We start from the raw sequence: 24,802 nt of genomic DNA, 5'->3' as shown, positions 1-24,802 counted from the left end.
GTTTCCGGTGGCGATCCTGGCGTCCTGGCGGTTTCCTTCTTCATATTCGAGAATTCCGTTTCAACAGCTCCAAGGAACCGTGTGGGCACAAGCAAAAAGAAGAAGAAACCGCCAGGACGCCAGGATCGCCACGTGAACCAACCATAAACCCTCTTCTTTTTGGTTTATTGCCGTTTCCGGTGGCGATCCTGGCGTCCTGGCGGTTTCCTTCTTCATATTCGAGCATTTCGTTCCAGACAGCACCCACGAAAGGACCATCATGGCCACGATTGCATCGGTACGCGAATTCATCCAAGGAAACGTGCTGGCTCAGAAGCAAAGTGTCACCTTGAGCGACGACGATGATATTTTTCGATTGGGGTTCGTCAACTCAATGATGGCGCTCAAGCTCGTTACTTTCATCGAAAAAGAGTTCGACATCAAAGTAGCCGACGACGAACTGGACATTTCGACGTTCAGCACGATCAGCCAAATTCGACAATTCCTCCAACGAAAAATTGGCAACCCGATCGAATCATGAAGCTCTCGCTCACCCACGAGCAAACGGTCGCCGTGGAGGGGGCGCGTGCGTTCGCGCAGATGCGCCTCCGTCCACGGGTGGCCGAGTTCGAAGAACGCGGGGTGCCCAAAGAGCTCGTGCGCGAGCTCGGGGATGCGGGCCTTCTCGGCGCCCTCGTTGGCGAGGAATGGGGAGGGCGCCCACTGGATCCCGTCGCCTGGGGGCTGGTGACGGAGGAGGTGGGGAAGGTCTGTTGCAACACCCGCTACATCCTCACCGTCCATGCGTCCATCGTGGCCGGCACCCTCGCCCGTTGGGGATCCGCTGCGCAAAAGTCGACTTGGCTCCCACGGCTCGCGCGCGGGGAAGCGCTCGCCGCCTTCGCTTTGAGCGAGCCCGACGTGGGGAGCGACGCCGCATCGGTCCGCACGTCCTACGAGGTGACGGACCGCGGCTTCGTCTTGCGCGGAGCCAAACGCTGGACCTCGCTCGGTGCGCTGGCCGACGTCTTTCTGGTCATCGCGCGGGACGCGAATGGCCCTGGCGTCACCGCGTTCCTCCTTCCACGGGCATGCGCAGGGGTGCGGGTCGAGCCGATTCGTGGCCTCATGGCCGCGCGCGGCTCGCACATCGCCGAGCTGCACTTCGACAGCGTGGAGCTGGCTCGGGAAGACGCCGTGGGCCGGCTCGGCTCCGGGTTCACGTACGTCACGTCCACGGCCTTGGATCTGGGCCGCTACAGCGTCGCCTGGAGCGCGGTGGCAGTTGCCCAAGCCGCCATCGAGGCCATGGCCTCGTATGCCCTCCGGCGCGAACAGTTCGGCCGGCCGCTCCAAGATTTCCAACTGATCAAAGCCATGGTGGGCGATGCCGTGGCCGACACCCACGCAGCCCGCGCGCTGTGCCTGCACGCGGGGGAGCTCCGGCGCGCCAGTGATCCCGAAGCCATCATGGCCACCAACGTGGCCAAACAATTTGCTGCGCGCGTGGCCACGCGAACCACGACCACCGCGCTGCAGCTGCACGGGGCCAACGGACTCTCCGGCGACTACGATGTCGAGCGCCTCTTTCGCGAGGCGCGGGTGCTGGAAATCATCGAAGGAAGCACGCAAATCCAGCAGCTTCTCCTCGGCGATTACGGATTGCAGACGTACGCACGCGCGACGGGATATCCATGAATCTATTTTGCTTTTCCTACGCCGGAGGAAGTGCTCAATCCTATTTCGGGCTCAAGCAAGCGCTCTCGGGGCCGAAGGCCATTCTGCTGGAGCTGCCCGGGCGGGGAATGCGCTTCCGCGAGCCGCTACTCACATCCATGGAGGCCGTCCTCGACGAATACGAACGGCAAATGCAACCGCAGCTCGAGCGCGCCGAACCGTTCGCATTTTTCGGCCACAGCATGGGAGCGCTCGTGGCGCATCTTCTCACCCTGCGCTTCGCAGCCCGCGGCCTTCCCGGCCCGAGCCATCTTTTTCTGTCGGGGAAGTCCGGCCCTGGATGCGCCCCCGCCACCACACCGAAGCACCTTCTGACGCAAAGCGAATTCCGAGCCTACTTGGAAATACTGGGAGGATGCCCCCGCGTCGTTTTGGCGGACGAGGAACTCATGCAGCACTTCTGCCGGGTCGTGCGTGCCGATTTCGAGGTATTGGAAACCTGCGACGAGCGCGCAGATGCCCGCCACGTCATCCCGCTGACGGCCTTTGCCGGTGACGAAGACGCCATCACCCCCGACCTCGTCCGAGGTTGGCACAAGGTGGCGGCGGCCGGATGGGACGTTCACGTTCTACGGGGCGGCCACTTCTTCCTGCAATCCCATTGGCCGGGTATCGCGCGGATCATCGAGCGCGCCCTCGCGACGCCCCGCCTCACCGCGGCCCAGCCCACCGCATGATCAGACAAAGGAGACGCGACGATGGATATTCTGAGCGAGAAAAAGATAGACGACTTCGTCCTCGACATGGACGCCCCGACCTTTCTGATCGACCCGCATCCAACGTTCCGCTGGCTGCGCGAGAACGCGCCCGTGTACCAATGGCAATCCCGCCAAGCGGTGGTCGTTAGCCGATACCGCGATGTCAAAGCCATCCTCAACGATCGCCGCTTCAGTAACAATTACAAATTGTGGGAGTTTGCCCCGCCCGAGCAATGGCCCCCGGAGCTCGCGGATTTCCAGAGGCTGCTCGACAATGGCTTGAGCAACTTGCCCAATCACCGCCACGGACCGGTGCGCAAGCTCGTCGCGAGCACGATGACCCCGCGCAGCGTCGAACGAATGCAAAGCCGCATTCAGAAAACCATCGACGCGCTCCTCGACAAGATCGTGGAGGGCAATCGTTTGGACATCGCCAAGTTCGCGGGCCCTCTGCCGTCGGAGGTCATTTGCGACATGCTGGCCATCCCGGAGGAAATGCGGGAGGATCTCTGCGCCTTCGGCCTCGCCGCTGCGCGGAGCGCCAACATCGCTTTACCGCCGGACGAGATCATCGCCGCCATCGCGCCGACACCGCGGTGGGTGGCCATGTTGCACAGGGTCATCGCAGAACGTCGCGACAACCCTCGCGAGGACGATCTCTTGAGCACGCTCATTACCGCGCGTGACGCAGACGCCAAACTGTCCGAAGAAGAACTTCTGTCCCTGGTCTTCACCTTCTTCGTGGCGGGCGGAGACGCGACGAAGAACGGCATCGCGTGGGCGGTACGCACGCTGCTCCGGCACCCCGCCTCTCTGGCGGAAGTGCAACGCGATCCCTCACTCTTGCGCAACGCCGTCGAGGAGACGTTGCGATTCGACATGTTCGCGAAGACGGGATTTCCCAAATACTGCACGGAGGCCATGGATTTTGCGGGTATCCAGCTACGAAAAGGGCAAATGGTCATTCCGCTCTTGGGTGCGGCGCTTCGAGACGAAGAGGTGTTCCCCAACCCGGAGCAATTCGACATTCGTCGCGATCTGAAACAGACCGTTGCCTTCGGGGCGGGACAACAGACGTGCCTGGGCGCCGCGCTCGCGCGCTTGCAGCTGGTGATGGCGGTGGGAACGCTGTTCAAGCGCTTCCCCGAAATGAAGCCCCTCGGCGAACCGGAATTCGAACCGCACCCCTTGATGCGCTCGATGAAGAAATACGAAGTCGCCATTCGCTAACTCCCTATGGCTCCGCCGGCGAGTGGACGAAGCCGTGACCGTCCCAGACGTAGGTGCCCGCGCTGGCGCAGATGTTCGCCACGTGCAACGCCTCACCCTTGCACGTACCGGCCGCCATGCACGCTCGCTTGCACCCTCCGGGTGACCAGACACGACCGAATTCACGGGAACGGCTCCGCACGACCTCGAGCCCCATGTCGGTCAGGCGAACCAACAGCCAGACGATTTCCGAATCGGGGTGGGACATCGAGCCGTGAACCTTGCGATCGAGCGCAAGCGTCAGGATCGGCTCGTTTTCCATGGTGCGCGTGACGGTCAGCGTTCGTTCCGTGTACGGCCCGACCGTGTGATGGTTGACCGTCGACCTCGTCGCGACGCAGACCGAAATACCCGCAGCGGGCTGACAGCATTGTTTGTCCACCGTGGATTCGGGCGGACGCACTCGCCGAAATGCGCACCCCGTTGCGTCCCACCGTGGCGTTGGGCCGTCCGCGTCGACCGGCGCGGCCTCCTCCGAGATCGCGCCCGCATCGCCGCTGCCCGCATCGCGGGTGCCCGAATCGGCCGTTGGTGCAGCGACGGCATCCCCAGGTACCTCTCGTTGCGGAGCGCGAACGACCTCTCCGGAGCACGCCGCCACGGCCACCGCCGTGGCGAGACAGTATGTAAAACGCGATTTACAATCCGAATCAAACTCAATTGCCATAATTACCGTATCAATACCATCTACCTGCGATTCGCACGAGGCGATGGCCTACACGTCGGCCGTCACGATCCAGGCGGCGCCGGAAAGGGTCACGCCTCGACCGGTGGCCCGCGCGGCCAATGACGCGCGGATCGAGGACAATCCCCGCTGGCGCATGTCCTCCGATTGCTCCGCCAACATGCCCGCGAACGGCCCGACACGCAGCGTTTGGTCCAGCGATTCGTCGGCATCGGCGGCCACGTACAAGGGGGCGTCGAACGGCGTCATGGCAATATTCGCAAACCCTCCCGCGCGCAAAGTGCGCTCGACGCGATGCCGGTCGCCGAAGGCAAATGGCCCCGGTGCAGACGGATCCGCGGGCGCGAGATGCGGGAGGACATCCTGCAGCGCCCGAAATGGCACACGGAACCAATCGTTCTCCATGGCCGTTCGCCAGCAAACGAACGCAACTCGCCCATCCGGCCGCAGCGCCGCGCGGAGGTGCGCGAAAGCCCTCTCAGGCTCGTCGAAGAACATAACGCCGAAGCGGGAGAACAGCACATCGAACGCCCCCGGCTCGAAGGGGTGGAGGCTGGCGTCGGCCAGCTCGAATGCCACGTTCGTGCCCTGCACGAGCTCACGGGCGCGCTGGACCAGCGGCGCCGAGACATCGACGCCCACGACGCGCCCGCCCGGGGCCACCCGCTGGGCAATCTCATGGGTCGTCGCCCCCGGGCCGCAGCCCACGTCCAGCACGATTTCCCCCGCGCGCAGGTTTGCGGCCCTGAGCGCCGCCTCGCTGAAGGCCGTGAAACTTCGGTCGAGCCATGCGTGGTGCGCGAGCCATCGAGCCCCGCGCGGTCCGTTCCAATCCTCGATTTGCCGCTGATTCATTTCGCCCATCGCTCCTCCCATCGTGCACCCAATGTAGTTCCCACCGCGGCCGCGTTCGAGGGCGCGCCTTTCGGCTGCATCGGCGGATCTTTCGCTTTTCATCCGGCGAGAGGGAGGCTCTCGATCTCGAGCACTACCGAGAGCGCGAAGGCCCGTCTACCTTCTCTCTCGAAGGGAAAATCTCATGAGCACGCCCACCATGGCCGCATCGACGCCGGAAACCATCGCGGAAATCGGACGAACATTCTACGAATCGCTCGTGGCGCGCGATTGGAGTGCATTGCGACGTTTCGTACGAGACGACGCAACGTGGACACTTCCCGGCGACAACCTCATTTCCGGATGCATCGTCGGGGGCGACGCCGTCGTCGAGCACCTACGGACGATCGCAGGCTTCGGCGTCCACTTCAAGCTGGACCACATCGTGGTCAGTCGCCAAAACGTCGCGCTGTTGCTTCACAACACGGGCCGGCGTGGCGATGTGGTGCTCGACGAGCACGTCGCCACCGTGTGCCGGCTCGAGGGCGGCAGAATCGCCGCCATCGAGACCTATCTATCCGACGTACCCGGCATGAATGCATTCTTCGTGCGGGCTGCGTGATAAGCTGAAAGCCGCGTGCAAGCACGGCGGGTCGCTCAACATTGGCTCACCCTCGATGGAGACGGCGCTCTTCAGACGCAGATCGTGCGGGCATTGCGCACAGCCATCCTGCGGGGCGAGCTTCCGCCGGGCCACCGGCTGCCGTCGACACGCACGCTCGCGCGCGAGCTCGAGGTTTCACGCACGACATCGCAACATGCGTACGAGCAGCTGCTAACCGAAGGATACCTGGAAGCGCGCCGAGGCTCGGCGACGCGGGTCGCCTCCACACTCGACCCGGTGGCCTCCACGCCCGACGAGGCCGCGCCGCCTTCGTCGCCGGCCCTCTCGGCGTACGGGCAGCGCCTTTCCGAAGGAGCCTTCGGCTATCCGTACCGAGCATTCGCCGAACAAGAGCTGGCGCGCTTCGAGTTGCTCTACGGGCTGCCTGATCATCGCGCATTTCCGCTCGACGCATGGCGAAAGGCCCTGACGGATGCCGCGCGCCACGCCACACCACGCGCCCTTTCCTACGGCGAGCCCGAGGGAACGGAGTCGCTTCGACAGGCCATCGCACGGCACATCTTGTCCGCCCGTGGGGTGCGCTGCCACCCGGATCAAATCATCGTGGTCGCAGGCGTGCAGCAAGCGCTCGCCCTCGTCGCGCGCCTGCTGCTCGATCCGGGAGATCGCGTGGTCCTCGAGGAGCCGGGGTACCTCGGCGCACGCGCCGCGTTCGCATCGGCGGGTGCACGCCTCGTTCCCGCCCCCGTCGACGAGCAGGGCATCGATGTCACCGCGGTGCCGAGGCGGACCCGGTGCAGGCTCGTGTACGTCACGCCATCGCATCAATTCCCCACGGGCCGAATCATGTCCCTCTCACGCCGCCAGATGCTTCTATCGTGGGCCGCGGGGCAGGACGCCTGCATCTTCGAGGACGACTACGACGGGGAACTCCGTTACGAAGGTCGCCCGATCGAGACCTTGTACGCGCTCGACGGCGGCCACCGGGTCATCTTCGCCGGCACCTTCTCGAAGACGCTCTTTCCGTCGCTTCGGATCGGCTACATCGTGGTACCTCCGTCGCTGGTCGACGTCGTGCGCGCCGCCAAGTGGACCAGCGATTGGTCCTGCCCCAACCTCGAGCAGGTCGCGCTGACGAGCTTCATCGAGTCGGGCGATTTCGCCCGTCACCTTCGTCGCTCGCGCCTTCGGTATGCGAGCAAGCGCCGCGCACTTCTCGAGGAGCTCACCCTGGCCCTCGGCGGGCTTTCCCATCAAGTCGATTGGCAGGTTGGCGGGGGTGCGGCCGGCCTTCACATCGTGCTTTGGCTCCCGAAAACCTCGCCCCGGGAGCTCGCCCGCATCGTGGTTCGCGCGCGCGCATTGGACGTCGGGATATATTCCATTGCGCCGTATTACCTCGGCGAGCCGCGCTCCGGGTTGCTCATCGGCTATGGCCTGCTCGACGAGGCCTCGCTCCGCGAAGCTATTCGCCGCCTCGGCCGCGCGATTCGCGCGGATGGAACGCCGCGCGCAGCAGAGCGCCGCCCACGGTGAGCGGATGATTGAGCGCGGCGCCGATCCGCCCGGAGACGGACGTCGGATCGCGCGCGATGCCCAGCTGTTTGAGCGGCGTGAGCAAATCGAAATACATCTCTTCGCAGACCAACCTGTCTTCTTCGAAAAGAAACACATTGAGCATCGGATACTCGACACGCCGGCCGGTCGCCGGCAATCCACGCCACGCGCCGAGGTGGGTGCCGCGAAAGATGACCGTATGAAAGACGGCATCGTCGGCGTATTGGATACGCCGGGTGACCAGTTGAAAGTCCGGAAATGCGGTATCGGACTCGCGGTAAAAAGCACTCACGGCGTCGGCACCGTCGTGCACCTCGGAGGTCGCCGCGATTTCATACCGGGGACGCGCAAACGTCGCGAGGGCTCGCGCGAAATCGTGGTCGACCTCGGCGGCGAGGTGATCCTCGACGATCCGCTCGCGTGCGGCGCGGAGCTGGCCTTGGTTCATCCCGCTCATCGCGCACCGAGTTGGTGTTCGACCCGAAGCGCGCGAAGTACGTGGCGCGGATACAACAGGGCGAAGCGCACGCGGCTCGCCGCCGCGCCGTATTCCACCACGCGGCCGAAACTCAAGACTTGATGGCGTGCGATGGCCCCGGCCGCGTCGAGCCAGAATAGGTCGAACCCGCGCGCGCATCCGGTTCCGTCCATCTGTCCTTGCCATTCATTGACGATGGCGCCTTCCGGATCGGCCGAAATGAGCTTCTTCGTGACCGTGAATCGGGGGAACGTTCCGAAAACCAACTGCCATATGCGCCGGATCTGGTCCGGGCCTACCCCGACCGTGGAGATGCCGTCCGCCAGAATCTCGACCTCGGCATCCTTCGTGTAGCAAGAGAGAATGGCTTCGAGGTTGCGCGTATTGAACCAACGTTCGGCATCGGCGACGATCTGCTCGGCGGAATTCATGCTCGTACCTCCATGGTGCGTGACGTTTCGACGGCGAGACGGCCCTGAACCTCCCCTGCCGCGCGCTTTCCCGATTCGACGGCACCATCGACCCCGGGCCACTCCAACGCCGTCTCACATCCCGCCCAATGGATGCGTCCGCACGAAGCGCGCAACGCATCGCCGAACGACGTGAGGGTGCCGGGCCCCGGGACGGCGCAATAGCAGCCGCCGGTCCATGGATCGTCCACCCACACCTTCTCCTCGAACCGCACGGGATGAGCGGCCTTGGGGCCGAAAAGATGCGTCAATTCGGCGAGCGCGGCGCGCTTTCGCTCCTCCGGCGGGCGCTTCGCCCAGTAGCGCCCTTGCTTTCCCAGGGAAAAGGCGACGAGCGCCGCGACGCTCCCATTCGCCGCCGTGGCGTCCATGGTCATGAGAATGATCCCTCGGTCGCTGGCGGCTTCTCCGCTCAGCCCCGCTTGGCGCCAAAAAGGTGTTTCGTATTGCACGACGAACTTGATGACCGATCCCATCGGCAATCGATCCATGAGGCGCTCGCGGTCTCTTCCGAGGGAGACGCCATATCGGATGCGCGCCGCGATGGCGGGCGGAACGCTCACCACCACGAATCGGCCGGTATGCGTCTCGCGGTCGGTGATCACCTCCACCCATCGATCGCGTTGGTGAATGGCCCGCACGGGCTCGCCGAGATGCACGGCCTCGCCAAGGGCGGAGGCCATGCGCTCGGAGACACTTTGCATACCTTCGACGATGCGCGTTTCCTGCGCACCGCCCGGGATTCCTACGGTTTCGTCGAGCGAGCCTCCCCGCCGGAGGAAATCGAGGAAGAACAAGAACGATATTTCCTCGGGTTCCGCGGCCACCACCGCCCGCACGACGTTCGAGAGTAGAAATCGCGCGCCCTGGGTGCGGATGTTCTTGTTCATCCACGCCTCGAAGGTCAGCGCGTCCCAAGCGCGCGCGTCCCGCGATGCCCAGGGTCGCTCGGGCTCGAGTTCGGCGAGGCTGCGCGCGAGGCGCCGCCGCGCGAGGAGCAGATCGATCATCGCCCAGGGCGACATCCGCGGAAATGCGAATACGCCTCCGTAGCGTACCGTGTCCTCACCGCGCGCCAGCAATTTGCTGCCGGCGTGGTGCTGCGGAAACGTGGCCAGACCGAGCTCCCGAACCAATTCGGCAATGTGTCGCTGACGGGGCCCTATCCATTGACCGCCTACATCGAGTCGAGCTCCCCCGAACGAAGGGCTCAAGGTGCGACCACCGACGCGGTCTCGCGCTTCCAACACGGTGACGGAGCGACCGCGCCGCTCGAGCTCCCGCGCGGTGACCAGCCCGGATACGCCGGCGCCCACGACGATGCAGTCCTTCATTCCATCTCCTCGAGAAGTTATGGTGAACCAAAAGTGGCCGTTTCGTTACAGCCACTTTTGACGCATCGTAAGATGCCACTTATTCGCAGGCGTCGCGTGCGGACGGTTCGCAAGCGCGGGCGCGGAGATGCCGGCACGACGACGGAGAACCACGAGCTCATTTTGCTGACGACCGTCCGTCATGGCTCGAAACGATTCAATATCGCGAGGGTCAACCAATATCCGTCATTGATAGCGCATATGCGCAATCCGTCCTATTTGACTCTTGGCCAATAGCGCGCAGCCGAACCAAGAATGGCAATTGACAAAATGAACAATAATCATGCGCGCGCCAGCGCACTCATGAAAACCGTTGCACGACGTAACGGCGTGGAGCATGACGTTGACATGATTTGGCAAGATGGGTGGGCACACGGCTGGAACGAAGCGAGAGCACACGACGTACTTCTTTCGCTCGATCTTCGGCGAATCGCAATTTCAGACGCACTGCGTAGACGCATCCGCGCATGCACGAACGCCAGACAAATCGAAACATGGTTCATTCGCGCGCTGACCGCCCGCACGGCAGCCGATGTAACGAGCGGTGAGGAGGGCCTACTGGCCGTGGGTCACCTGCTCCCACGCCCCGCGACGCACATTGGTTCCGACGGCGATCGACACACTCCGTCGAACGAGTGAGTCGACGATATTCATATTTGCGCAACTTAATGTTAGGCAGTTCGAATCATGAAGTATTCGATGTGGGCAACGCAGAGCGTAGCCCTTTTCCTGCTCGCGTCCCCACGTCCATGTCCGGCACAAGATAGCAAAGCCGCGTGCCGCGAGGCCTACGAGGAGTCGCAGGTGGCACGCAAGAATGGGGAACTGCTTTCCGCGCGCACCAAACTGCGTGTTTGCGCGGGAGAGACGTGTCCCGGCCTCGTGCGAACCGACTGCGTCGAATGGCTGGGGCAGGTCGAGCGAGCCATCCCGTCCATCCTCGTCGAGGCAAAGTCCGACGAAGGCGACGTTTTCGACGTCGCGGTGACACTCGATGGAAAGCTGGTCGCCAGCACCCTGGACGGCCGCCCCATCGAGCTCGACCCTGGTCTGCATACCGTGCGATTCGCCAAGCACGGAAAGCCCTCGCTCGAACAAAAGGTGCTCGCGCGGGAGGGCGAACGGGGCAAATCCGTCACGGCAAGTTGGCTCACGCCCGCCACGGTTCCGAGTGTATCTCGCCCGCCGAACGAAGGGAATACGAGCCGGCCCGTCCCGACGTCCGTCTTCGTGCTCGGCGGCATCGGGCTCGCCGGAATGGGCGGCTTTGCCGTCTTCGCAGCCCTCGGTGCGCAAAAGAGGAACGAACTCGAGACGGGCTGCGCCCCTTTCTGCAACGCCGACCAGGTCCGCCCCGCCAAAACGGACTATCTCGTGGCGGACATCTCCCTCGCAATCGGCGCGGGCGCGCTCCTGGGGGCGGCCATAGCGTTCTTCGCGCGGCCGGACGTGCCATTGGGCGAATCGGAGCAAAATCGAACCCAACGGGCCAAAGGAAATACGAAGGCCGGCCATTCGAAGGTGCGGGTGGGCTTCGGATTCGATCATATCGAATTGAACGGCCGCTTCTGAGGAAGCTGACCGGTCGAAGGGGGCACGCCCGGAGGAGTAGACAGGATGATTGTCGCGCGAACACGTTTTACGAAGCTCGCGATCGTAGCGCTGCTGCTGGGCATGGGCGCGGTGAGCTGCGCAGAACACGATGACGGCCCCCGGACACGACGTCGCGGTCAGGTCGAGATCTTTTCCAACTGGACCGCGGGCGGCGAAGAGGAAGCGCTCGAAGTCATCATCGACACGTACGAACGAGCGTTTCCCGATGTCACGGTCGTCAACGCGGCCGTCGCCGGCGGAACGAAAACGCGCGAGGACGAGCTGAAGAAACGAATGACCGAGAATCTACCACCGGACGTCTTCCAGGTTCATGGCGGGCGCGAGCTGATCGGCGCGTGGGTGCGACCAAAGGGCATCCTCGACGACTCGGCCAACAAAATGGAGGATGTCACCTTTCTCTTCGACCAAGAGGGGTGGAGATCGGCCTTTCCGGCGCAGCTTCTCGATATCGTCAGCTTCCATGAAAAGGTTTACTCCGTTCCCATCAATGTCCATCGCGGCAATGCGGTCTTTTACAACGTTCGCGTCTTTGCGGAGCATGGGGTCGCCGTTCCGAAGACACTCGACGACCTGAAGGACGCGGCCGCCTCATTGCGGGCGCAGAAGGTCACGCCCATTGCGCTGGGGACGAAATACCCTTGGCCCATCGTCATGATGTTCGAGGACCTTTTGCTCGCCCGAGGCGGAAGCGCGTTCTTCCGGGACTATTTCGCCGGAAAGAAGGCGGGCGACGGCCCCATCGTGCGCGCGGCCCTGGAAGATCTGAAATCCCTTTTCGCCTTCGTGAACAGCGACTCCGCGACGCTCTCCTGGGACCAGGCAGCCAACAAAGTAGGCACCGGCGAGGCCGCGATGACCTTCATGGGCGATTGGGCCAAAGGATTCTTCATCTCCGAGAAGGGCGGCAACATGAAGCCCGCGGTGGACTTCGACGCCTTTCCGGCGCCGGGTACGGACGGCAGCTTCATCGTGATCACGGACACCTTCGGCCTGCCGAAGGGCGCGACGTCCCGTGCGAACGCCGTCGAGCTCCTTCGATTGTCGGGAGGGAAAGAGCTCCAATCGGCCTTCAGCCTCAAGAAAGGATCGATTCCCGCGCGCAAGGACATCGACGTATCGCAGTTCGATCCGATGGCGCGCACCACGATTCACGATTTCTCGACCGGAGAGCTCGTTCCGAGCCTTGCCCACGGATCGGCGGCGGACGAGGAATACGCGACCTCCATTGGAGTAGCCCTCGCGACCTTTTTCATCGACCGAAACGTGGACAAAGTCCTTGGCATCCTGCGTGCGACGTACGCCCGTCTCCAATGAGTTCGATGAACCGACTCGTCGTCATCGTCGTCGCCTGCGCCATCGTCGCCTGCAGCTTTACAGCCGAGTTGGACCCTCTACAGAATGGCCAATGCGGCTCGGGCCAAAAGAGCTGCAACGAGCATTGCGTCGGCTTGGCCGATCCGCAAACGGGATGCTCACTCGACACCTGTGCGCCTTGCGCCCTCACGAATGCCACGTCACGCTGCGCACCGAACGGCTCTTGCAGCATTTCGACGTGCCGCCCCGGATTCGAGAATTGCGATGACAATGCGCTAACGGGATGCGAGACCGACATCAACTTCGACCCTGGCAACTGCGGGGCCTGTGGACAGAAGTGCGTTTTGGCCAACGCGGTTCCCGGATGCTCCAATGGTGTCTGCGTCGTCGTGGCCTGCAATTCCGATTGGGGCGATTGCGACGATAGACCGGAGAACGGCTGCGAAACGCGCACGAACGCGAACGACCTGCATTGTGGAGAATGCGGAAAGAGCTGCGGGCCGAATCAACATTGCACGGCGTCCCGTTGCGTTCTTGGCGAGGGCGGCTGAAACCATGGACGAGCCTTTCGATTCGGATCGCGAGCCGCCGATGGATGGCCGGCACCTCGTCATCGGGGAGCTCGGTCGCGGGGGAATGGCGCGCGTCCATCTGGCGGCGTTGCGAGGCCCATCCGGCTTCCACAAGCTCGTCGTGTTGAAGTCCCTTCGTCGTTACCTGTCCAGCGATCCCGAGTTTCAAGCGATGTTCCTGAACGAGGCGCGCCTGGCGGCCCGCCTCAATCATCCCAACGTCGTCCAGACGTACGAGGTCAACGAAGAGGGCGGCGTCCCCATCATCATCATGGAGTACCTCGACGGACAGCCGCTCTCGCAGATTCTATCGCGGGCGCGGAAGCGCGGTGTGCGCATGCCGGTTGCCATGCATCTCCAGGTGCTGGCCGATACCCTCGCGGGCCTTCACCACGCACATGAACTCGAGGATTTCGACGGGCAGAAGCTCGATCTCGTCCATCGCGATGTTTCGCCTCAAAATGTTTTCATCACCTTCGATGGCTGCGTAAAAATTCTCGACTTCGGCATCGCCAAAGCCATGGCGGCGCAAGGCATGGAGACGCAGGCGGGCAAACTCAAGGGCAAGATCCGGTACATGGCGCCCGAGCAAGTGTTGGGGAAGGTCGACCGGCGCGCGGACATCTTCTCGGTGGGCGTCATGTTGTGGGAAGCGTGCACCGGCGAGCCCCTCTGGAAGGGCGAATCGGACGTGCGCATCATGCACAAGCTCGTGGATGGCACCATTCCACCCCCGCATACGCAAAAAGCGAATATTTCACAAAGCCTCGAGCGCATCTGCATGAAGGCGCTGGCCCCCCACCCGGACGATCGCTATGCGACGGCCGCCGATTGCGCGAACGCGCTCGACGACGAGCTACGCCGCACCAACGCGCACATTCGACCCTGCGAAATCGGCGCGTTCGTCTCGGAGCTCTTCTCCGACGTGCGCGCCGCGCGAAAGGCAGCCATCGAGGCGCAACTGGGGAAATTGGCGACACTCTCGTCGGGGCATTACCGACTTCTCCAACCGATACCGCTGTCGCCCTCCGGTGGTTCGACACCGATGATGCATGTCGAGTCCACCTCCGTGACGAGGCCACCGAAGCGCCGCGCCTTGATCGGATTTGCGTTGCTTGGAGCGGCGGCGGCCGCCACCCTCGCGGCTCCGCGCCTCGTGCACCTCGCGCAGCATTTGGAGCCCGTGGAGGCGCATGCCCGCGCTGCGCCGAGTGCGACGAATGTGCCCGATTCTCCCGCCCCTGCGCCCCCCATCGAAGTCACCATCGAGCTCGCGTCACCGACCCCGGGGGTCGCACTCTTTCTCGACAATGAGCGGCTGCCGACGAATCCATTCGTCCGCAAGGTGACGGCGGACGGTGCCGTCCACGAGTTTCGCGCGCGGGCCCGCGGCTATCATCCGGATGCCGTGCAAATCACCTTCGACGCCAATGCCAAAGTGACGCTGGCGTTGGAGAAAATGCCGCTATCCACCCCCGTGCGACCTCCATCGGCGCCCCCACCGGCCGCGGCCCCGAACTCTGCGGCATCGGCATCCAAACCTCCGAGCTGCGGGGCGCCATATTATGTCGACGATCGCGGGATCAAACGCATACGCCCCGAGTGCCTATGAGCGTGCCTCGGGTACGATTCGCACCACCACCGCCCCATCGACGGTATCGACCTCCACACGGGCGACGAGCGCACGGGCGGTAACGTCGTTGCCCCATGACTCGGGGCAGGTCGTGGTATCGATGGCCCGAAGAAACAAGGTCTCCAATTCTTCGGGCTCGTGGCACGTGAGCAGGCGCTCCCGCAATTCTCGCGAAACGGGAATGTGTCGCACCTTGAGCGCGAGCAGAATATTGTGCACTTGAGCGTCGGTCCACCCCTCGACGTACCCTTGTGCGCGACGAAGCTCCGATGCCGTTTCTTCTTTCCAGTCCATTCGAGCGATCCTATGGCCGATCGAACGCAGCCCATTGTTCGAAAATCCGAAATCATTCGATTTCGAATGAAGCCTCGCTCCGTCCCCAGCCATTACCTTCGAGAGGCGAGGGATCGTCATGATGCAACGCATAAATCGATATCCCGTCGAGGCGCTCGCCGTCCTCGCACGCGGGATCGACGAGGCACTCTTCCGTGCGATCGCGCAGGTGGCGCTCTTGGACGACGCGCGCTCCCGGTGCGACTTGCCCGACGACGCCTTTTTGGCCCGTTCGAGCCGCTTTTTCCGCGACGAGATGCAATGGCTCGCCGCCCGCAAGCGGTACCTATCGTGCCGTCTGGAGGCGGCTTCGAGCTGGCGGGAGAGAAGGACGATCCATCGATTGTGCCGCGAACTCGAACAATTGAACGTGGTATTGACCTTGGGTGAACGGCTCGTCGATGCCCTGACGGAGCGGACCTCCAAGAATTGGTGCGTGGTCCGCGCACGCCCGGGCCAAGACCTCGAGTGAGGGCGGCGACAATTCATTCATTCAGGAGCGAGTTCGGTCACTTCGTTTCACGGAGGCGCGTTCGACCAGCCATAGCACTTCGAAGCACGTTGCAACCGGCACCCCGACCCGAGGAGGTTTTCATGATTCGATGTGATATCAAGTGTGTTTCCTTCGTTCTCTGCAGCGCAGCCTTCATCGCTTGCGGCGGCGGGCGCGATGGCGCTGTCCAGGAAGAAGAAAGCACGGGTTGGTCCCAAGCCCCCATCATCCGCGGGAGCGCCGACAATCACGACGAAGTCGTTTCCCTGTACGATCCCGAAGGTGGCGGTCTTTGTACGGGAACCATCGTCGCAACCAAACAAACGACGGGTTACGTGCTTACGGCGGCGCATTGTTGCAAGCCGGGCTCGCTCCCCACGCTCGTCGGGATTGGCGCGGCCCTTCGAACGGCGACGCAATATCCAATCACCGCCATCAAAGCGCACGCTTCGTACGAAGGAACGGGAACCCCTTACGACTTCTGCATGGTCTCCTTCACGGATCCCGACGGGAACATGAAGGTCATCCCCCCGCTACCTCCCGAGCTCGATACGATCCAGGTCGGCGCTGCGTTGGATGCCATCGGATTCGGCCGCACCGACACGAACCCGCGCGTGCCGTTGACCGATCCCAAGCGACTGCACGTGACGTACAGCACGGTCGATTTCTCCAGCAACCATCTGCTCGCGCAGTTCGACGCGCGCGAGGGCGGAACCTGCCAGGGTGACAGCGGTGGCCCCGATCTGGTCACCGTGGGCGGGAAAACGTACGTCTATGGCGTTCATTCGACGGTCAGCGGAATCACCTGCAATGGCACCGCGGAGAGCGGCGTCGTTTCCAAGGTGCATTCGTGGATTCGGGCCTACATCGACGGCGCGCCCTGACGTCGCTCGTCCGGACGCACGAGGCCATGCGTGCACCCTGAAAGGCCGTGAATTCAGAATCGGCCTTTCAAGGTGAGACCCGCCACGCTTGGCCCCAGCGTGGGGACGACGGACATCTCGACGGGTTCGAGTGGCCCCGGTGCACGCGGGCCCTGCTCGCCGAGATGGGCACGCGGGGGTGGCGGGGTCCGCGGGTCGAAGGCATGGAGCACGAGCCCACCCACGAGCGCCGCCCCGCCCACGGAGAATGCGCCAATGGCCGCCATCCGCCACCGGTCGCGTCCCTCCAGCGCGTCGCGGTAGTCCCCTTCGTCGCTTGGCCCGCGGAGGCGCGTTTTCTGCGCTTCCTGCACGTCGAGTGCCTCCTGTTGCTGCTTCAGCGCGAGGACGACGAAGGCGCCACTCGCCGCGATCAAGGCGCCGCCCCCGATCATCAACCAGCGCGCCAAGATACGCTGCCCCGTCGGGTGCAGCTCCACGGACAGCGTTCGTGCTTCGTTGCGGCGGAAGGAGATCTCCCGCGAGAACGTTTGGTAGCCATTCTTGGTGACGGTCACTTCATGCCGCCCCGAGACGACCTGGAATGGCTCGGACCGAGGCGCTATGCCCACCGTCTGCCCATCGATGGCAATCACACCCCCTTTCGGCGCCCAAATCGTGAGCCGCGCTGGGCGCTCTCGCAGCTCCAGCGGCACGGGCACGAGGACGTGGTCGACCGCGAGGACTTCGCGATCCTCCTCGAAGTACCCGTCGAGGGTCACGTGAACGCGATGCTTGCCCGGGGTCACCTCCGCGGCATAGGGCGACGTCCAAGCCCGCTTGCCGTCGATGGATACCTGCGCGCCACTCGGCTGTGTCGTGATCATGAGCCGCGCCGGTTCCTCGTTCCCCCGTGAGGGGCCCGCTTTCGGGCCTGCACGCCACGGCGGCTCGTCCATGCGTGCGACGAGCGGCTCGAGCTCGGAGAGTGCCTGCACGGCGTCGGCGCGCCGGCCGCCATTGGCGACGTGCTCGATGTACCCGTGGAAATTCGCAATGGCCTTTTGAAGATGATCCGGATTGCGATCGATGAAATATTGCCGGCGGTGCGCCTGCGCCAAGGAATAGACGATGGCGGGAGTCGGCATCACACGATTCGCCTCGGCAAAGGCCTGAATGGCCGCGGCGAATTGCCCCGAGGCATACGCTTGTGCGCCCGAGCTGAAGAGCGTCTTGGCCCGCTCGTCCTCGGAAGGCTTCACCCCTTCGCCCGCACGGGCAAGGTCACCGGAAACGAGCATCGCCAGCAAGAGCGATGCGGCCACGCGCGCCTTCATCGCTCCCTCCGCGGCGTGTCGGAAAGCGAGGGCGTCCCTTTCAGCAACGTCGCGCTATTTCCAATCGAATAAACGATGTCATCGACTCCATCGCCATCGATGTCGCCGGCGGCAATGCTTCCGCGAAAGCTACGCGACGAACGGGCCGTGATCGGCCGCAATGCGAGCGCGGAGGACGAGACCAACAGCGAGCGCGCCGGAGCGAATGCTTTGTTCGTCGTATCGGTGGTCAGCAAGAAAACGTCCGCCTCGGCGTCCCGATCGTCCGAGGGTCGGGTCAGAACGACGATGTCCCGCTTGTCCCTCTCCGTCGAATTCGGGTCCGCATGGAGCCATGCACCATCGACGATGTCTTGATCCGGCACGGAGATGGTCACGGGCTCCTTCAGCGTCCCAGTTCGGTCGTTGAAGTAGACATCGAGCTTCACACGCGTGCGTCCGTCCCCCTCCTTTCCGTCTTGGAACAGCGCGACCAGGTCCTTGTGGCCATCGCCGTCGATGTCGACGGCTTGCACCTTCCACGGCAGCCCTGGATCGAACATTTCCCCGAGCGGGCGAATGGATTCGACGATCCACGTGCCCTCGCGGAACTTCGCGACGACGAGGGCTCCCTTCGCCGGCTCGGGACCCGCGGCCGGAGGGACGGCGAGCACGAGCTCGTCGAGCGGCGGCACGGAATCCGGGTCGAGGTCCAGCGCGGCCAGCGAGGCCTTGTCCCACTGCAGCCGCGCGGGGTACGTCAATAGTTGCTTCGGCAATGGATCGTGCGTCGTCGCCCCCGGAACGACCTGCGCATCGCGGGTCAGAAGGAGTTGCCAGAGGCCGTAGGCTGGCGGCTTTCCCGCGGACCGCCCCAGCGCCGCGATGCTCGGATGGTCCGGGTCATGGAACTTCCCCACGGCCAGCGCCAGCGATTCGACCCCGCCATCCTGCCCGCCGTTCTTCCTTTCGATGAGACGATCGAGCTCGAGCGGAGAAAGCATCCTTCGTGATCCCGACCCTTGGAGCAGCGAAAGGTACCGCGCATCGGGGTCACTCGCCCGTCCCACCACGACGATGTCCGCGAGCCCGTCGGCGGTGCCGGGCTGAGAAGGTTCCGCCATGGCAAAATAGCCGGAGGCCATTCGCTCGATGCTCGAAAAATGCCCGGTGCGCACGAACTCGTCATCCTTTTCGGTGCGCGCATCTTCGGGGTGCCCCAGGTCGTACAGGATCCGAAGTTCCGAACCGTTCCCGCCCGAAACGGAACATGCGGCATCCGGGCGCAGGTCGCCGTCGAAATCGCCGACGATCATCCCCGTGATGTTGCTCACGGCGTGTTCGGAGCGACTCATCACCATGGGCTTTCCCGTCCCGTGGTAGAACACGAGCGCTCCGTTCGAGCGGGCCACCACATCGGGCGAGCCATCGTGATCGAAATCGTCGATTTTTGCCTCCTGCCACGTGTGCCGCGAACGTTTCTCGACCAAGCTCGGCCCCGTCCCGGCGTCGATTCGAAATAGGATTTTGTCGGGCAAAACGAAATCGCAAAACGGGTCCGACTCGAGGCCAAAGTTCGTCAGTTGCCCCGCGGCCAATGGAAGGGTGGATCCCAGCCCCGCGAGCAAGTCCGCGCTCAAGTTCGACGTATGTCCGTCGGGGACGCCGGCGGAGGGAAGGCCGGGAGACGAGTGAAATGTTCCCTTGCCCGTGCCATAGGCCACGACGACGCTGGACGTCGATTCGCCCTCCGCGCGGGCTTCGCGTTGAATGTGTATCAGAATGTCGAGCTTGCCGTCCCCGTCGAGGTCCTCGACGAGAATCCCTTTCGGACCAACGGCGTAGCCGCTCGGTACGCGCACGGCCGGATCGGGTGCGGGGGCCGCGGAACCGGGGCATGGCGCCGCCGGCGGAATCATCTTTTTGGGGAAGAAGACATCGACCCCCGTGTTCCCCTCGAACGCGTAAAGGAGCTCGGGAAGTCCGTCCCCATCCACGTCACGGACTTGCACGTCGCCGGCCAATCGCGCCGGAGATTCGCGGAGCCGTTGAACCGGCGTGACCACGTGCCCCTGCAACAACGCGATATGATGCCCAACGGCCCCGAACCCCGGCCTGAATGCATACAGCTCGTCGCCGGTCGAGGGAGCCCCGGCAACGGTCGTGTGGGTATCCGCAAACACCACGTGGAGGCCCTCGGCGTGCTCGAACATGACGCTCGGATACTGCACGGCCTCCAAGGTGTGCGATACCGCATCCGCGAGCCACACCGAGATCTGGCCCGCGGAAAAGAGCAAAGCGTCGCCTCCTTGACCGAGCAGCGATGTGACGACCGGCCTGACGGAGTCGAGGCTTGGATTCCAATTCGGAATCCTCGAGAGCGGCTTGAACAGCGCTTCGTTTGGACTGAACGCGCGCCGGTCGTTCCATGCAAAAACTTGAGTGAGCGACGATGACGTTGCCACCAGTTCTTTTCGTCCGTCTCCATCGACATCGGCTACATCGAGGTAGTCTCTGAAGGCCATTTGAAGCGGCATCGCCTCGAACGCGCCAGATGGGGCACGGCATAGGTGCGGACCTTTGCCGCGGGCCCCGTCCCGCCACCTCCGTTCGGCCTTGGGTGCACAGAAGTAGCCACCCGGGCAATCGTTGCGCTCCGTTGCGTTCGTGTCCCACTGCGTGCACACGAAACGACACTGATCGCAGACCGTGCCGGGAATCGTAGCGGATCCGTCGCAATCCTCCCCTGCCTCGGCAATATCATTCCCACACCGGCCTGCACTGGGTAGGGCGCGACAAGAAAATACGCACGCCATGGTCGCAACCAGGCCCCCTCCGAATCGTAGAATGTTCATTCGCCTTCCTGTCGCATGCTTCTCGCCGCCCTCACTGCTCGTGGATGTCCGTTGGAATTTCGCCTCGTTGGCGCGGGGGCCGGGCGGGGATCTTGGCGCCCTCCACCGGCCGGACAGGCCATTTGGTGAGCGCGATCAAGACGCTCACGTTGCTGCTGGTATCGACGATGATATCGGACGGCTTGTACCCATCGGCCTTGACCGTGAGTCGCGTCGTTCCCAGCGTGCGCGGAAGTCGGAACGGGCCTGGCGCATTCCCAAGATTGTCCCGCTCTTGCCAGACCGTCGCGTGCAGCGGGGTGGCGTGCACGATGACGGAGACCTCCTTCGCAGGCACATCGGCCGGCGCAGATGCAGGAGGAGGAAGCGCAGCCACGTACGACGACGGCGATGGCCACGCGACCTCCCGCTTCGCCTGACCTATCAGCCCGGCTCCCATCAGCAGAAGGACGATGGTCAGGAGTGCCCCCGCACCTCCAAAGGCTGCCCTGGTGAGTCGAATGGCCGAGCGCCTCGCCGGCGGCATGTCGACCACCGCGTGACCGACGGTCATCGTTTCCGCCATCTCGAGCGTCGCGACCTCACGACCTCGCGGTGTGGGCGGAGCATGGCGCTTCTGCGAAATGGGAAGATCGGGCGCGAGGGCGCCTGCCGTGCTCACGCGAAATCCTGCGACCTTGGCGGCGGTGGCCAGCAACTCGAGCGCGTCACCCGCCGAGTCGGGCCGAGAGGCGGGGTCCTTTTCCAACATTTGCAATACGGGAGCATCGAGCGCCGGAGGAACCGCGCGGCAGACCGACGACATGGGCGGTGGAGTCTCGTTCGTCTGTTTCAAAAGGAGGTCCACCACGTCGCTGCCGAAAAACGGCAGTTTGCCCGTCAAAAGCTCGTGGGTGAGCACACCGAACGAATAGATGTCCGTGCGATGATCCACGGCCTTCCCCCGGCTTTGCTCCGGCGACATATAGCACGGTGTGCCGATGGGGATGCCGGTTCGCGTCTTGTCCCCCAGCACACCCTCTGTGTTCCTCAACTTGGCCACGCCGAAATCCAGCAGCTTCGGTAAAGGGCGGCCGTCCTCGTCGAACGAGAGGAAGACGTTGTCCGGCTTCAGATCGCGATGAATGATCCCCGCCGCATGGGCGGCGTCGAGCGCACGCGCCACACCGCGCAAAATTGGAATCGCTTCTTCGGGGGTGAGACGCCCCTTCTCGATTCTCAAATATTTTTCCAGCGTCGTTCCCTCCAAAAGCTCCATGACGAGGTACGGCCGGCCGTCGTCCAAGGCCCCGAAGGAAAAGATATCCACGATGTTGCGGTGGCGGATCTGATTGACGGCTCGGGCCTCGGCAATGAACCGAGTGACCACTCGGGGATTGGCGGAACTCTGACGATTCAACACTTTGATGGCCGCCGCTTTTCCGATGAGCGGATGGATCGCTCGATAAACGGTGCCGAATCCCCCTTCGCCGATCTTCTCCTCGATCCGATACTCTCCCACGGCGAGACCGGGCTCGATGGCGCGCTCGACCCCCGTGAAGGCAGCATCCGGCAAGAGAATGCCGCCATCCTGCGCACATAAACTCACGCCATCCGGGTAATGCCCCCGACAATTCGGACACGTTGCCATGCGATTCTCGGTTTCTGGCTCTACATGGCCGAGCTTCTCCCCTCGCATCACCCCATATGCACGTCGACGAGCTGAATCGATTTCGTGTTCACGCAATCGCCACGAAGCACTGGCGTCGGCCAATCGCTTGGCGGGGCGTCACCGATAGGTGGAACTCACGGTCTTGGAGCGCTTCGCTTGCCTGCGAAGGTGACCAAGTTGCGCACGGCGCTCAAGAGCTCCTCGTGATTGACGGGCTTGGCCAGATGGTAGTTGAACCCTGCTTCGAGTGCGCGACGGCGATCTTCGTTGTACGCGTAGGCGGTCAACGCAAGCGCGGGCGTCATTCCGCCTTCTTCCATGGTTCGCGTCCTCACGCTGCGAAGAAACTGGTATCCGTCCTCGCCGGGCATGGCGATATCACTGACGATGACATGTGGATCCGACGTGCCGAGCAAACGGCGCCCTTCTTCGGCGGACCCCGCGGCCACGACGGACGCACCGCGATTTCGAAGGAGCAAACACAAGATATCCCGCGCGTCGGCATCGTCGTCGACGACCAGCACGCAGACGCCATCGAGATGCACGTTTTCCCGATGACCTTCCCTGGCCGCACCGGAGGAGGCGGGCACCTTGCGCGGGGCTTTGTCTTCCTGCGGAACGACGGCGCGAATGGGCATCTTCACGAGGAAGGTCGTCCCCTTCCCAAGCCCCTCGCTCGTGACCGACACACTGCCGCCATGGAGCTCGACGATGTGCTTTGCGATGGCGAGCCCGAGCCCGACGCCACCGGTCTTGCGTGTTGCGCCCGTATCCGCCTGGCGAAACGGCTCGAAGACATAGGGCAAGAACGCGGGCTCGATTCCCCTTCCCTGATCGCTCACGGCGAGTTCGATCGTCGAGCCCTCCTGCTGCAAGGTCACCGTGATGACGGTGTTGCGGCCGGAGAATTTGACGGAGTTCGAGAGAAGATTCCATATGGTCTGCTGGAGGCGCAAGGCGTCCCCGACCACGATCATCTTCCGATCGGCACCGACCACCACCAGCGAAATTTCCTTGGCATCGGCCGCCGGCCGCACGACCTCCAGCGCATCGCGAACGATCTCTTGAAGCTCCACCGGGGCGACATCGAGGCGCATCTTGCCGGTAACGATGCGCGAAATATCGAGCAAGTCGTCGACGATACGCATCTGCGCATTGGCATTGCGTTGTATGGTTTCTGCGGCCTTGGTGACCTCGGACAGGTTGTCCGACTGCATCAGGAGCGTTGCCCACCCGAAAATGGCATTGAGGGGTGTGCGCAGTTCATGTGAAAGGGTCGCGAGGAATTGATCTTTGATGCGATTCACCTCTTGTGACTTCGCGAACTCGGCGCGCTCTCGTTCCGCCCGATGGCGCTCCTCCTCGGCCTTCCGACGCTCCGTCAAATCGCGTGTCACCTTCGCAAAGCCAACGAGCTTTCCCGAGTCGTCGAACAATGCGGTGATGATGACGTTCGCCCAAAACCGGGCACCGTCTTTTCGAACGCGCCAGCCTTCGTCTTCGAAGCGACCATCGCGTGCAGCGCCCTCGAGCTCGAGCTCACACTTGCCCGCGTCGATGTCCTCTTGCGGGTAAAATCGGGAGAAGTGTTGTCCTACGATCTCGTGCGCCGCGTAACCCTTGATTCTCTGGGCGCCCGCATTCCACGTTTGGACCTTCCCTCCGGGATCCAACACGAAAATGGCGTAGTCTTTCACACTCTCGACCAGGAGCCGGAACATGTCGGAGTGTTTGGCCCGTTCGATCTCGGCCTCCAGCACCCGCGCACGCTGCTGCAGGTCGGCCACCGCACGCAGCCGTGCGTGCGTCCTGCTCTCTCGGGGGCTTGGAAACGCGTGGGTATGCACTTCGCAAACGCGCGCATACAGCTCGGGATCCGAGCCGGAAAAGCTGTCCATGATATACGCACAGAAGAGGGAGAACGAATGCCGATTGGCCAGTTCGGTCCAGAGCTCCTCGAGCCGAATGGCGGCTTCACCCTGGCCTTCGCGGCAGAGTAGATCCACCATCTCGCCATAGGCACGAAGGCGTCCCCTCGGGAATCGTTCGCGAAGCTCGCCAATCTCCCGGTCGAGAACCGTGGCGAAACGTGCACCATCCGGCATTCCGTCGACCATGAACGAGGCGAGCGTCTCTTCGGCATCCAGCAGCTTCAAGCGACCAGCCGCCATCGCGTCCGCGACATCGATCGAATCGGCCTGAAGGACCGCTCGAAACTGCTCGCAATGAGCGGCGGTGGCAATCACGATGACCGGTTCGCGCTCGGAGATACCGTCACGTAGAAACGTTGCGACCGACTTGGTGAGCAGATCCTCATCGTCGTAAAACAGGACGAAGTGACTGCCGTGCGTGGGACGCGCGAGCAACTGTTGATGCAGATCGCCCGTACTCGTGCTCATGCGCGGGAGCCTACCTCGAAGTCTGCAGGCACGCTCGTTAAGTCATGAAGCGTA

22 protein-coding genes are annotated in these 24,802 nt (G+C 63.4%); 12 read left to right on the top strand and 10 right to left on the bottom strand.

Translation table 11 applies throughout. The annotated features are described in order from the left end of the window. Window positions 1-259 precede the first annotated feature (259 nt). From LVJ94_06250 to LVJ94_06235, 4 genes are read left to right on the top strand one after another with little or no spacing between them, the layout of a single operon-like run. On the top strand, window positions 260-520 hold the full coding sequence (locus tag LVJ94_06250; protein WXB06834.1) for a phosphopantetheine-binding protein: 261 nt from the start codon (window positions 260-262) through the stop codon (window positions 518-520). Further along, window positions 517-1,677, top strand: coding sequence for an acyl-CoA dehydrogenase family protein (locus LVJ94_06245; protein WXB06833.1), 1,161 nt, complete (start codon window positions 517-519; stop codon window positions 1,675-1,677). Before LVJ94_06250 ends, LVJ94_06245 begins: the two co-directional genes overlap by 4 nt. Next, window positions 1,674-2,393: an alpha/beta fold hydrolase gene (locus LVJ94_06240; GenBank protein ID WXB06832.1), complete on the top strand. Its 720-nt coding sequence runs from the start codon at window positions 1,674-1,676 to the stop codon at window positions 2,391-2,393. The genes LVJ94_06245 and LVJ94_06240 overlap by 4 nt, the downstream gene beginning before the upstream one ends. A gap of 21 nt (window positions 2,394-2,414) precedes the next feature. After that, window positions 2,415-3,644 carry a cytochrome P450 gene (locus tag LVJ94_06235; GenBank protein ID WXB06831.1) on the top strand — a complete coding sequence of 410 codons (1,230 nt, stop codon included), beginning with the start codon at window positions 2,415-2,417 and terminating at the stop codon, window positions 3,642-3,644. Between the two features lie 4 nt (window positions 3,645-3,648). On the opposite strand, the gene LVJ94_06230 is transcribed toward LVJ94_06235, so the two are convergent. Next, complete coding sequence (locus LVJ94_06230) at window positions 3,649-4,284, bottom strand: hypothetical protein (GenBank protein WXB06830.1); 636 nt, start codon at window positions 4,282-4,284, stop codon at window positions 3,649-3,651. A gap of 114 nt (window positions 4,285-4,398) precedes the next feature. Continuing rightward, window positions 4,399-5,232, bottom strand: coding sequence for a methyltransferase domain-containing protein (locus LVJ94_06225; protein ID WXB06829.1), 834 nt, complete (start codon window positions 5,230-5,232; stop codon window positions 4,399-4,401). Window positions 5,233-5,407: 175 nt separating this feature from the next. Here LVJ94_06225 and LVJ94_06220 point away from each other — a divergent pair, with 175 nt between their 5' ends. Then, the gene (locus tag LVJ94_06220) at window positions 5,408-5,824 is read left to right on the top strand and encodes a nuclear transport factor 2 family protein (GenBank protein WXB06828.1); all 417 of its coding nucleotides are present in this window, start codon (window positions 5,408-5,410) and stop codon (window positions 5,822-5,824) included. Between the two features lie 15 nt (window positions 5,825-5,839). Beyond that, a complete protein-coding gene (locus tag LVJ94_06215; GenBank protein WXB06827.1) occupies window positions 5,840-7,363 on the top strand; it encodes a PLP-dependent aminotransferase family protein in 1,524 nt (507 codons plus the stop codon). Here the strand turns inward: LVJ94_06215 and LVJ94_06210 are convergent. The 3 genes from LVJ94_06210 to LVJ94_06200 are packed head-to-tail and all read right to left on the bottom strand — an operon-like array spanning window position 7,293 to window position 9,666. Next, on the bottom strand, window positions 7,293-7,841 hold the full coding sequence (locus LVJ94_06210; GenBank protein ID WXB06826.1) for an ester cyclase: 549 nt from the start codon (window positions 7,839-7,841) through the stop codon (window positions 7,293-7,295). The two genes, LVJ94_06215 and LVJ94_06210, sit on opposite strands and share 71 nt — an antisense overlap. After that, window positions 7,838-8,293, bottom strand: coding sequence for a nuclear transport factor 2 family protein (locus LVJ94_06205; GenBank protein WXB06825.1), 456 nt, complete (start codon window positions 8,291-8,293; stop codon window positions 7,838-7,840). Before LVJ94_06205 ends, LVJ94_06210 begins: the two co-directional genes overlap by 4 nt. After that, the gene (locus LVJ94_06200; GenBank protein ID WXB06824.1) at window positions 8,290-9,666 is read right to left on the bottom strand and encodes an FAD-dependent oxidoreductase; all 1,377 of its coding nucleotides are present in this window, start codon (window positions 9,664-9,666) and stop codon (window positions 8,290-8,292) included. The genes LVJ94_06205 and LVJ94_06200 overlap by 4 nt, the downstream gene beginning before the upstream one ends. An 843-nt stretch (window positions 9,667-10,509) precedes the next feature. Here LVJ94_06200 and LVJ94_06195 point away from each other — a divergent pair. Genes LVJ94_06195 through LVJ94_06180 form a run of 4 tightly spaced genes read left to right on the top strand, consistent with a single transcriptional unit; the run spans window position 10,510 to window position 14,817 of the window. Next, window positions 10,510-11,277, top strand: a complete 768-nt coding sequence (locus LVJ94_06195) for a hypothetical protein (protein WXB06823.1) — start codon at window positions 10,510-10,512, stop codon at window positions 11,275-11,277. Window positions 11,278-11,322: 45 nt separating this feature from the next. Further along, the gene (locus tag LVJ94_06190; protein ID WXB06822.1) at window positions 11,323-12,633 is read left to right on the top strand and encodes an ABC transporter substrate-binding protein; all 1,311 of its coding nucleotides are present in this window, start codon (window positions 11,323-11,325) and stop codon (window positions 12,631-12,633) included. 5 nt (window positions 12,634-12,638) lie between these two features. Further along, window positions 12,639-13,184: a hypothetical protein gene (locus tag LVJ94_06185; GenBank protein WXB06821.1), complete on the top strand. Its 546-nt coding sequence runs from the start codon at window positions 12,639-12,641 to the stop codon at window positions 13,182-13,184. Window positions 13,185-13,188: 4 nt separating this feature from the next. Continuing rightward, entirely contained in the window at window positions 13,189-14,817 is a 1,629-nt protein-coding gene (locus LVJ94_06180; GenBank protein WXB06820.1) for a serine/threonine protein kinase, read from the top strand. Here LVJ94_06180 and LVJ94_06175 read toward each other — a convergent pair. After that, window positions 14,812-15,132: a hypothetical protein gene (locus LVJ94_06175; protein WXB06819.1), complete on the bottom strand. Its 321-nt coding sequence runs from the start codon at window positions 15,130-15,132 to the stop codon at window positions 14,812-14,814. The genes LVJ94_06180 and LVJ94_06175 overlap by 6 nt on opposite strands. A 118-nt stretch (window positions 15,133-15,250) precedes the next feature. Here LVJ94_06175 and LVJ94_06170 point away from each other — a divergent pair, with 118 nt between their 5' ends. Next, window positions 15,251-15,643 (top strand): hypothetical protein, encoded by a 393-nt coding sequence (locus tag LVJ94_06170; protein WXB06818.1) that lies wholly within the window; start codon window positions 15,251-15,253, stop codon window positions 15,641-15,643. A gap of 122 nt (window positions 15,644-15,765) precedes the next feature. Then, window positions 15,766-16,548, top strand: a complete 783-nt coding sequence (locus LVJ94_06165) for a trypsin-like serine protease (GenBank protein WXB06817.1) — start codon at window positions 15,766-15,768, stop codon at window positions 16,546-16,548. 53 nt (window positions 16,549-16,601) lie between these two features. Here LVJ94_06165 and LVJ94_06160 read toward each other — a convergent pair whose 3' ends face one another. The 4 genes from LVJ94_06160 to LVJ94_06145 all read right to left on the bottom strand — a co-directional run bounded on the left by LVJ94_06160 (window position 16,602) and on the right by LVJ94_06145 (window position 24,748). Continuing rightward, entirely contained in the window at window positions 16,602-17,864 is a 1,263-nt protein-coding gene (locus LVJ94_06160) for a PEGA domain-containing protein (GenBank protein WXB06816.1), read from the bottom strand. Then, window positions 17,861-20,368: a VCBS repeat-containing protein gene (locus LVJ94_06155; GenBank protein ID WXB06815.1), complete on the bottom strand. Its 2,508-nt coding sequence runs from the start codon at window positions 20,366-20,368 to the stop codon at window positions 17,861-17,863. Before LVJ94_06155 ends, LVJ94_06160 begins: the two co-directional genes overlap by 4 nt. 361 nt (window positions 20,369-20,729) lie before the next feature. Then, a complete protein-coding gene (locus LVJ94_06150) occupies window positions 20,730-22,286 on the bottom strand; it encodes a serine/threonine protein kinase (GenBank protein WXB06814.1) in 1,557 nt (518 codons plus the stop codon). 197 nt (window positions 22,287-22,483) lie between these two features. After that, window positions 22,484-24,748, bottom strand: a complete 2,265-nt coding sequence (locus LVJ94_06145) for an ATP-binding protein (protein WXB06813.1) — start codon at window positions 24,746-24,748, stop codon at window positions 22,484-22,486. Window positions 24,749-24,802: the final 54 nt, after the last annotated feature.

It is taken from the genome of Sorangiineae bacterium MSr11367 (assembly GCA_037157805.1).
GTDB lineage: Bacteria > Myxococcota_A > Polyangia > Polyangiales > Polyangiaceae > Pendulispora > Pendulispora rubella.
The sequence above is the reverse complement of the archived record's forward strand: the minus strand, read 5'-3'. Positions and strand labels throughout refer to the sequence as shown.

Coding starts and splice junctions, on each gene's coding strand:
- LVJ94_06190 (WXB06822.1), top strand. CDS start 11,323: ATGATTGTCGCGCGAACACGTTTTACGAAGCTCGCGATCGTAGCGCTG.
- LVJ94_06160 (WXB06816.1), bottom strand. CDS start 17,864: ATGAAGGCGCGCGTGGCCGCATCGCTCTTGCTGGCGATGCTCGTTTCC.
- LVJ94_06165 (WXB06817.1), top strand. CDS start 15,766: ATGATTCGATGTGATATCAAGTGTGTTTCCTTCGTTCTCTGCAGCGCA.
- LVJ94_06210 (WXB06826.1), bottom strand. CDS start 7,841: ATGAGCGGGATGAACCAAGGCCAGCTCCGCGCCGCACGCGAGCGGATC.
- LVJ94_06205 (WXB06825.1), bottom strand. CDS start 8,293: ATGAATTCCGCCGAGCAGATCGTCGCCGATGCCGAACGTTGGTTCAAT.
- LVJ94_06220 (WXB06828.1), top strand. CDS start 5,408: ATGAGCACGCCCACCATGGCCGCATCGACGCCGGAAACCATCGCGGAA.
- LVJ94_06250 (WXB06834.1), top strand. CDS start 260: ATGGCCACGATTGCATCGGTACGCGAATTCATCCAAGGAAACGTGCTG.
- LVJ94_06155 (WXB06815.1), bottom strand. CDS start 20,368: ATGGCCTTCAGAGACTACCTCGATGTAGCCGATGTCGATGGAGACGGA.
- LVJ94_06175 (WXB06819.1), bottom strand. CDS start 15,132: ATGGACTGGAAAGAAGAAACGGCATCGGAGCTTCGTCGCGCACAAGGG.
- LVJ94_06170 (WXB06818.1), top strand. CDS start 15,251: ATGATGCAACGCATAAATCGATATCCCGTCGAGGCGCTCGCCGTCCTC.
- LVJ94_06145 (WXB06813.1), bottom strand. CDS start 24,748: ATGAGCACGAGTACGGGCGATCTGCATCAACAGTTGCTCGCGCGTCCC.
- LVJ94_06245 (WXB06833.1), top strand. CDS start 517: ATGAAGCTCTCGCTCACCCACGAGCAAACGGTCGCCGTGGAGGGGGCG.
- LVJ94_06225 (WXB06829.1), bottom strand. CDS start 5,232: ATGGGCGAAATGAATCAGCGGCAAATCGAGGATTGGAACGGACCGCGC.
- LVJ94_06240 (WXB06832.1), top strand. CDS start 1,674: ATGAATCTATTTTGCTTTTCCTACGCCGGAGGAAGTGCTCAATCCTAT.
- LVJ94_06200 (WXB06824.1), bottom strand. CDS start 9,666: ATGAAGGACTGCATCGTCGTGGGCGCCGGCGTATCCGGGCTGGTCACC.
- LVJ94_06235 (WXB06831.1), top strand. CDS start 2,415: ATGGATATTCTGAGCGAGAAAAAGATAGACGACTTCGTCCTCGACATG.
- LVJ94_06185 (WXB06821.1), top strand. CDS start 12,639: ATGAACCGACTCGTCGTCATCGTCGTCGCCTGCGCCATCGTCGCCTGC.
- LVJ94_06180 (WXB06820.1), top strand. CDS start 13,189: ATGGACGAGCCTTTCGATTCGGATCGCGAGCCGCCGATGGATGGCCGG.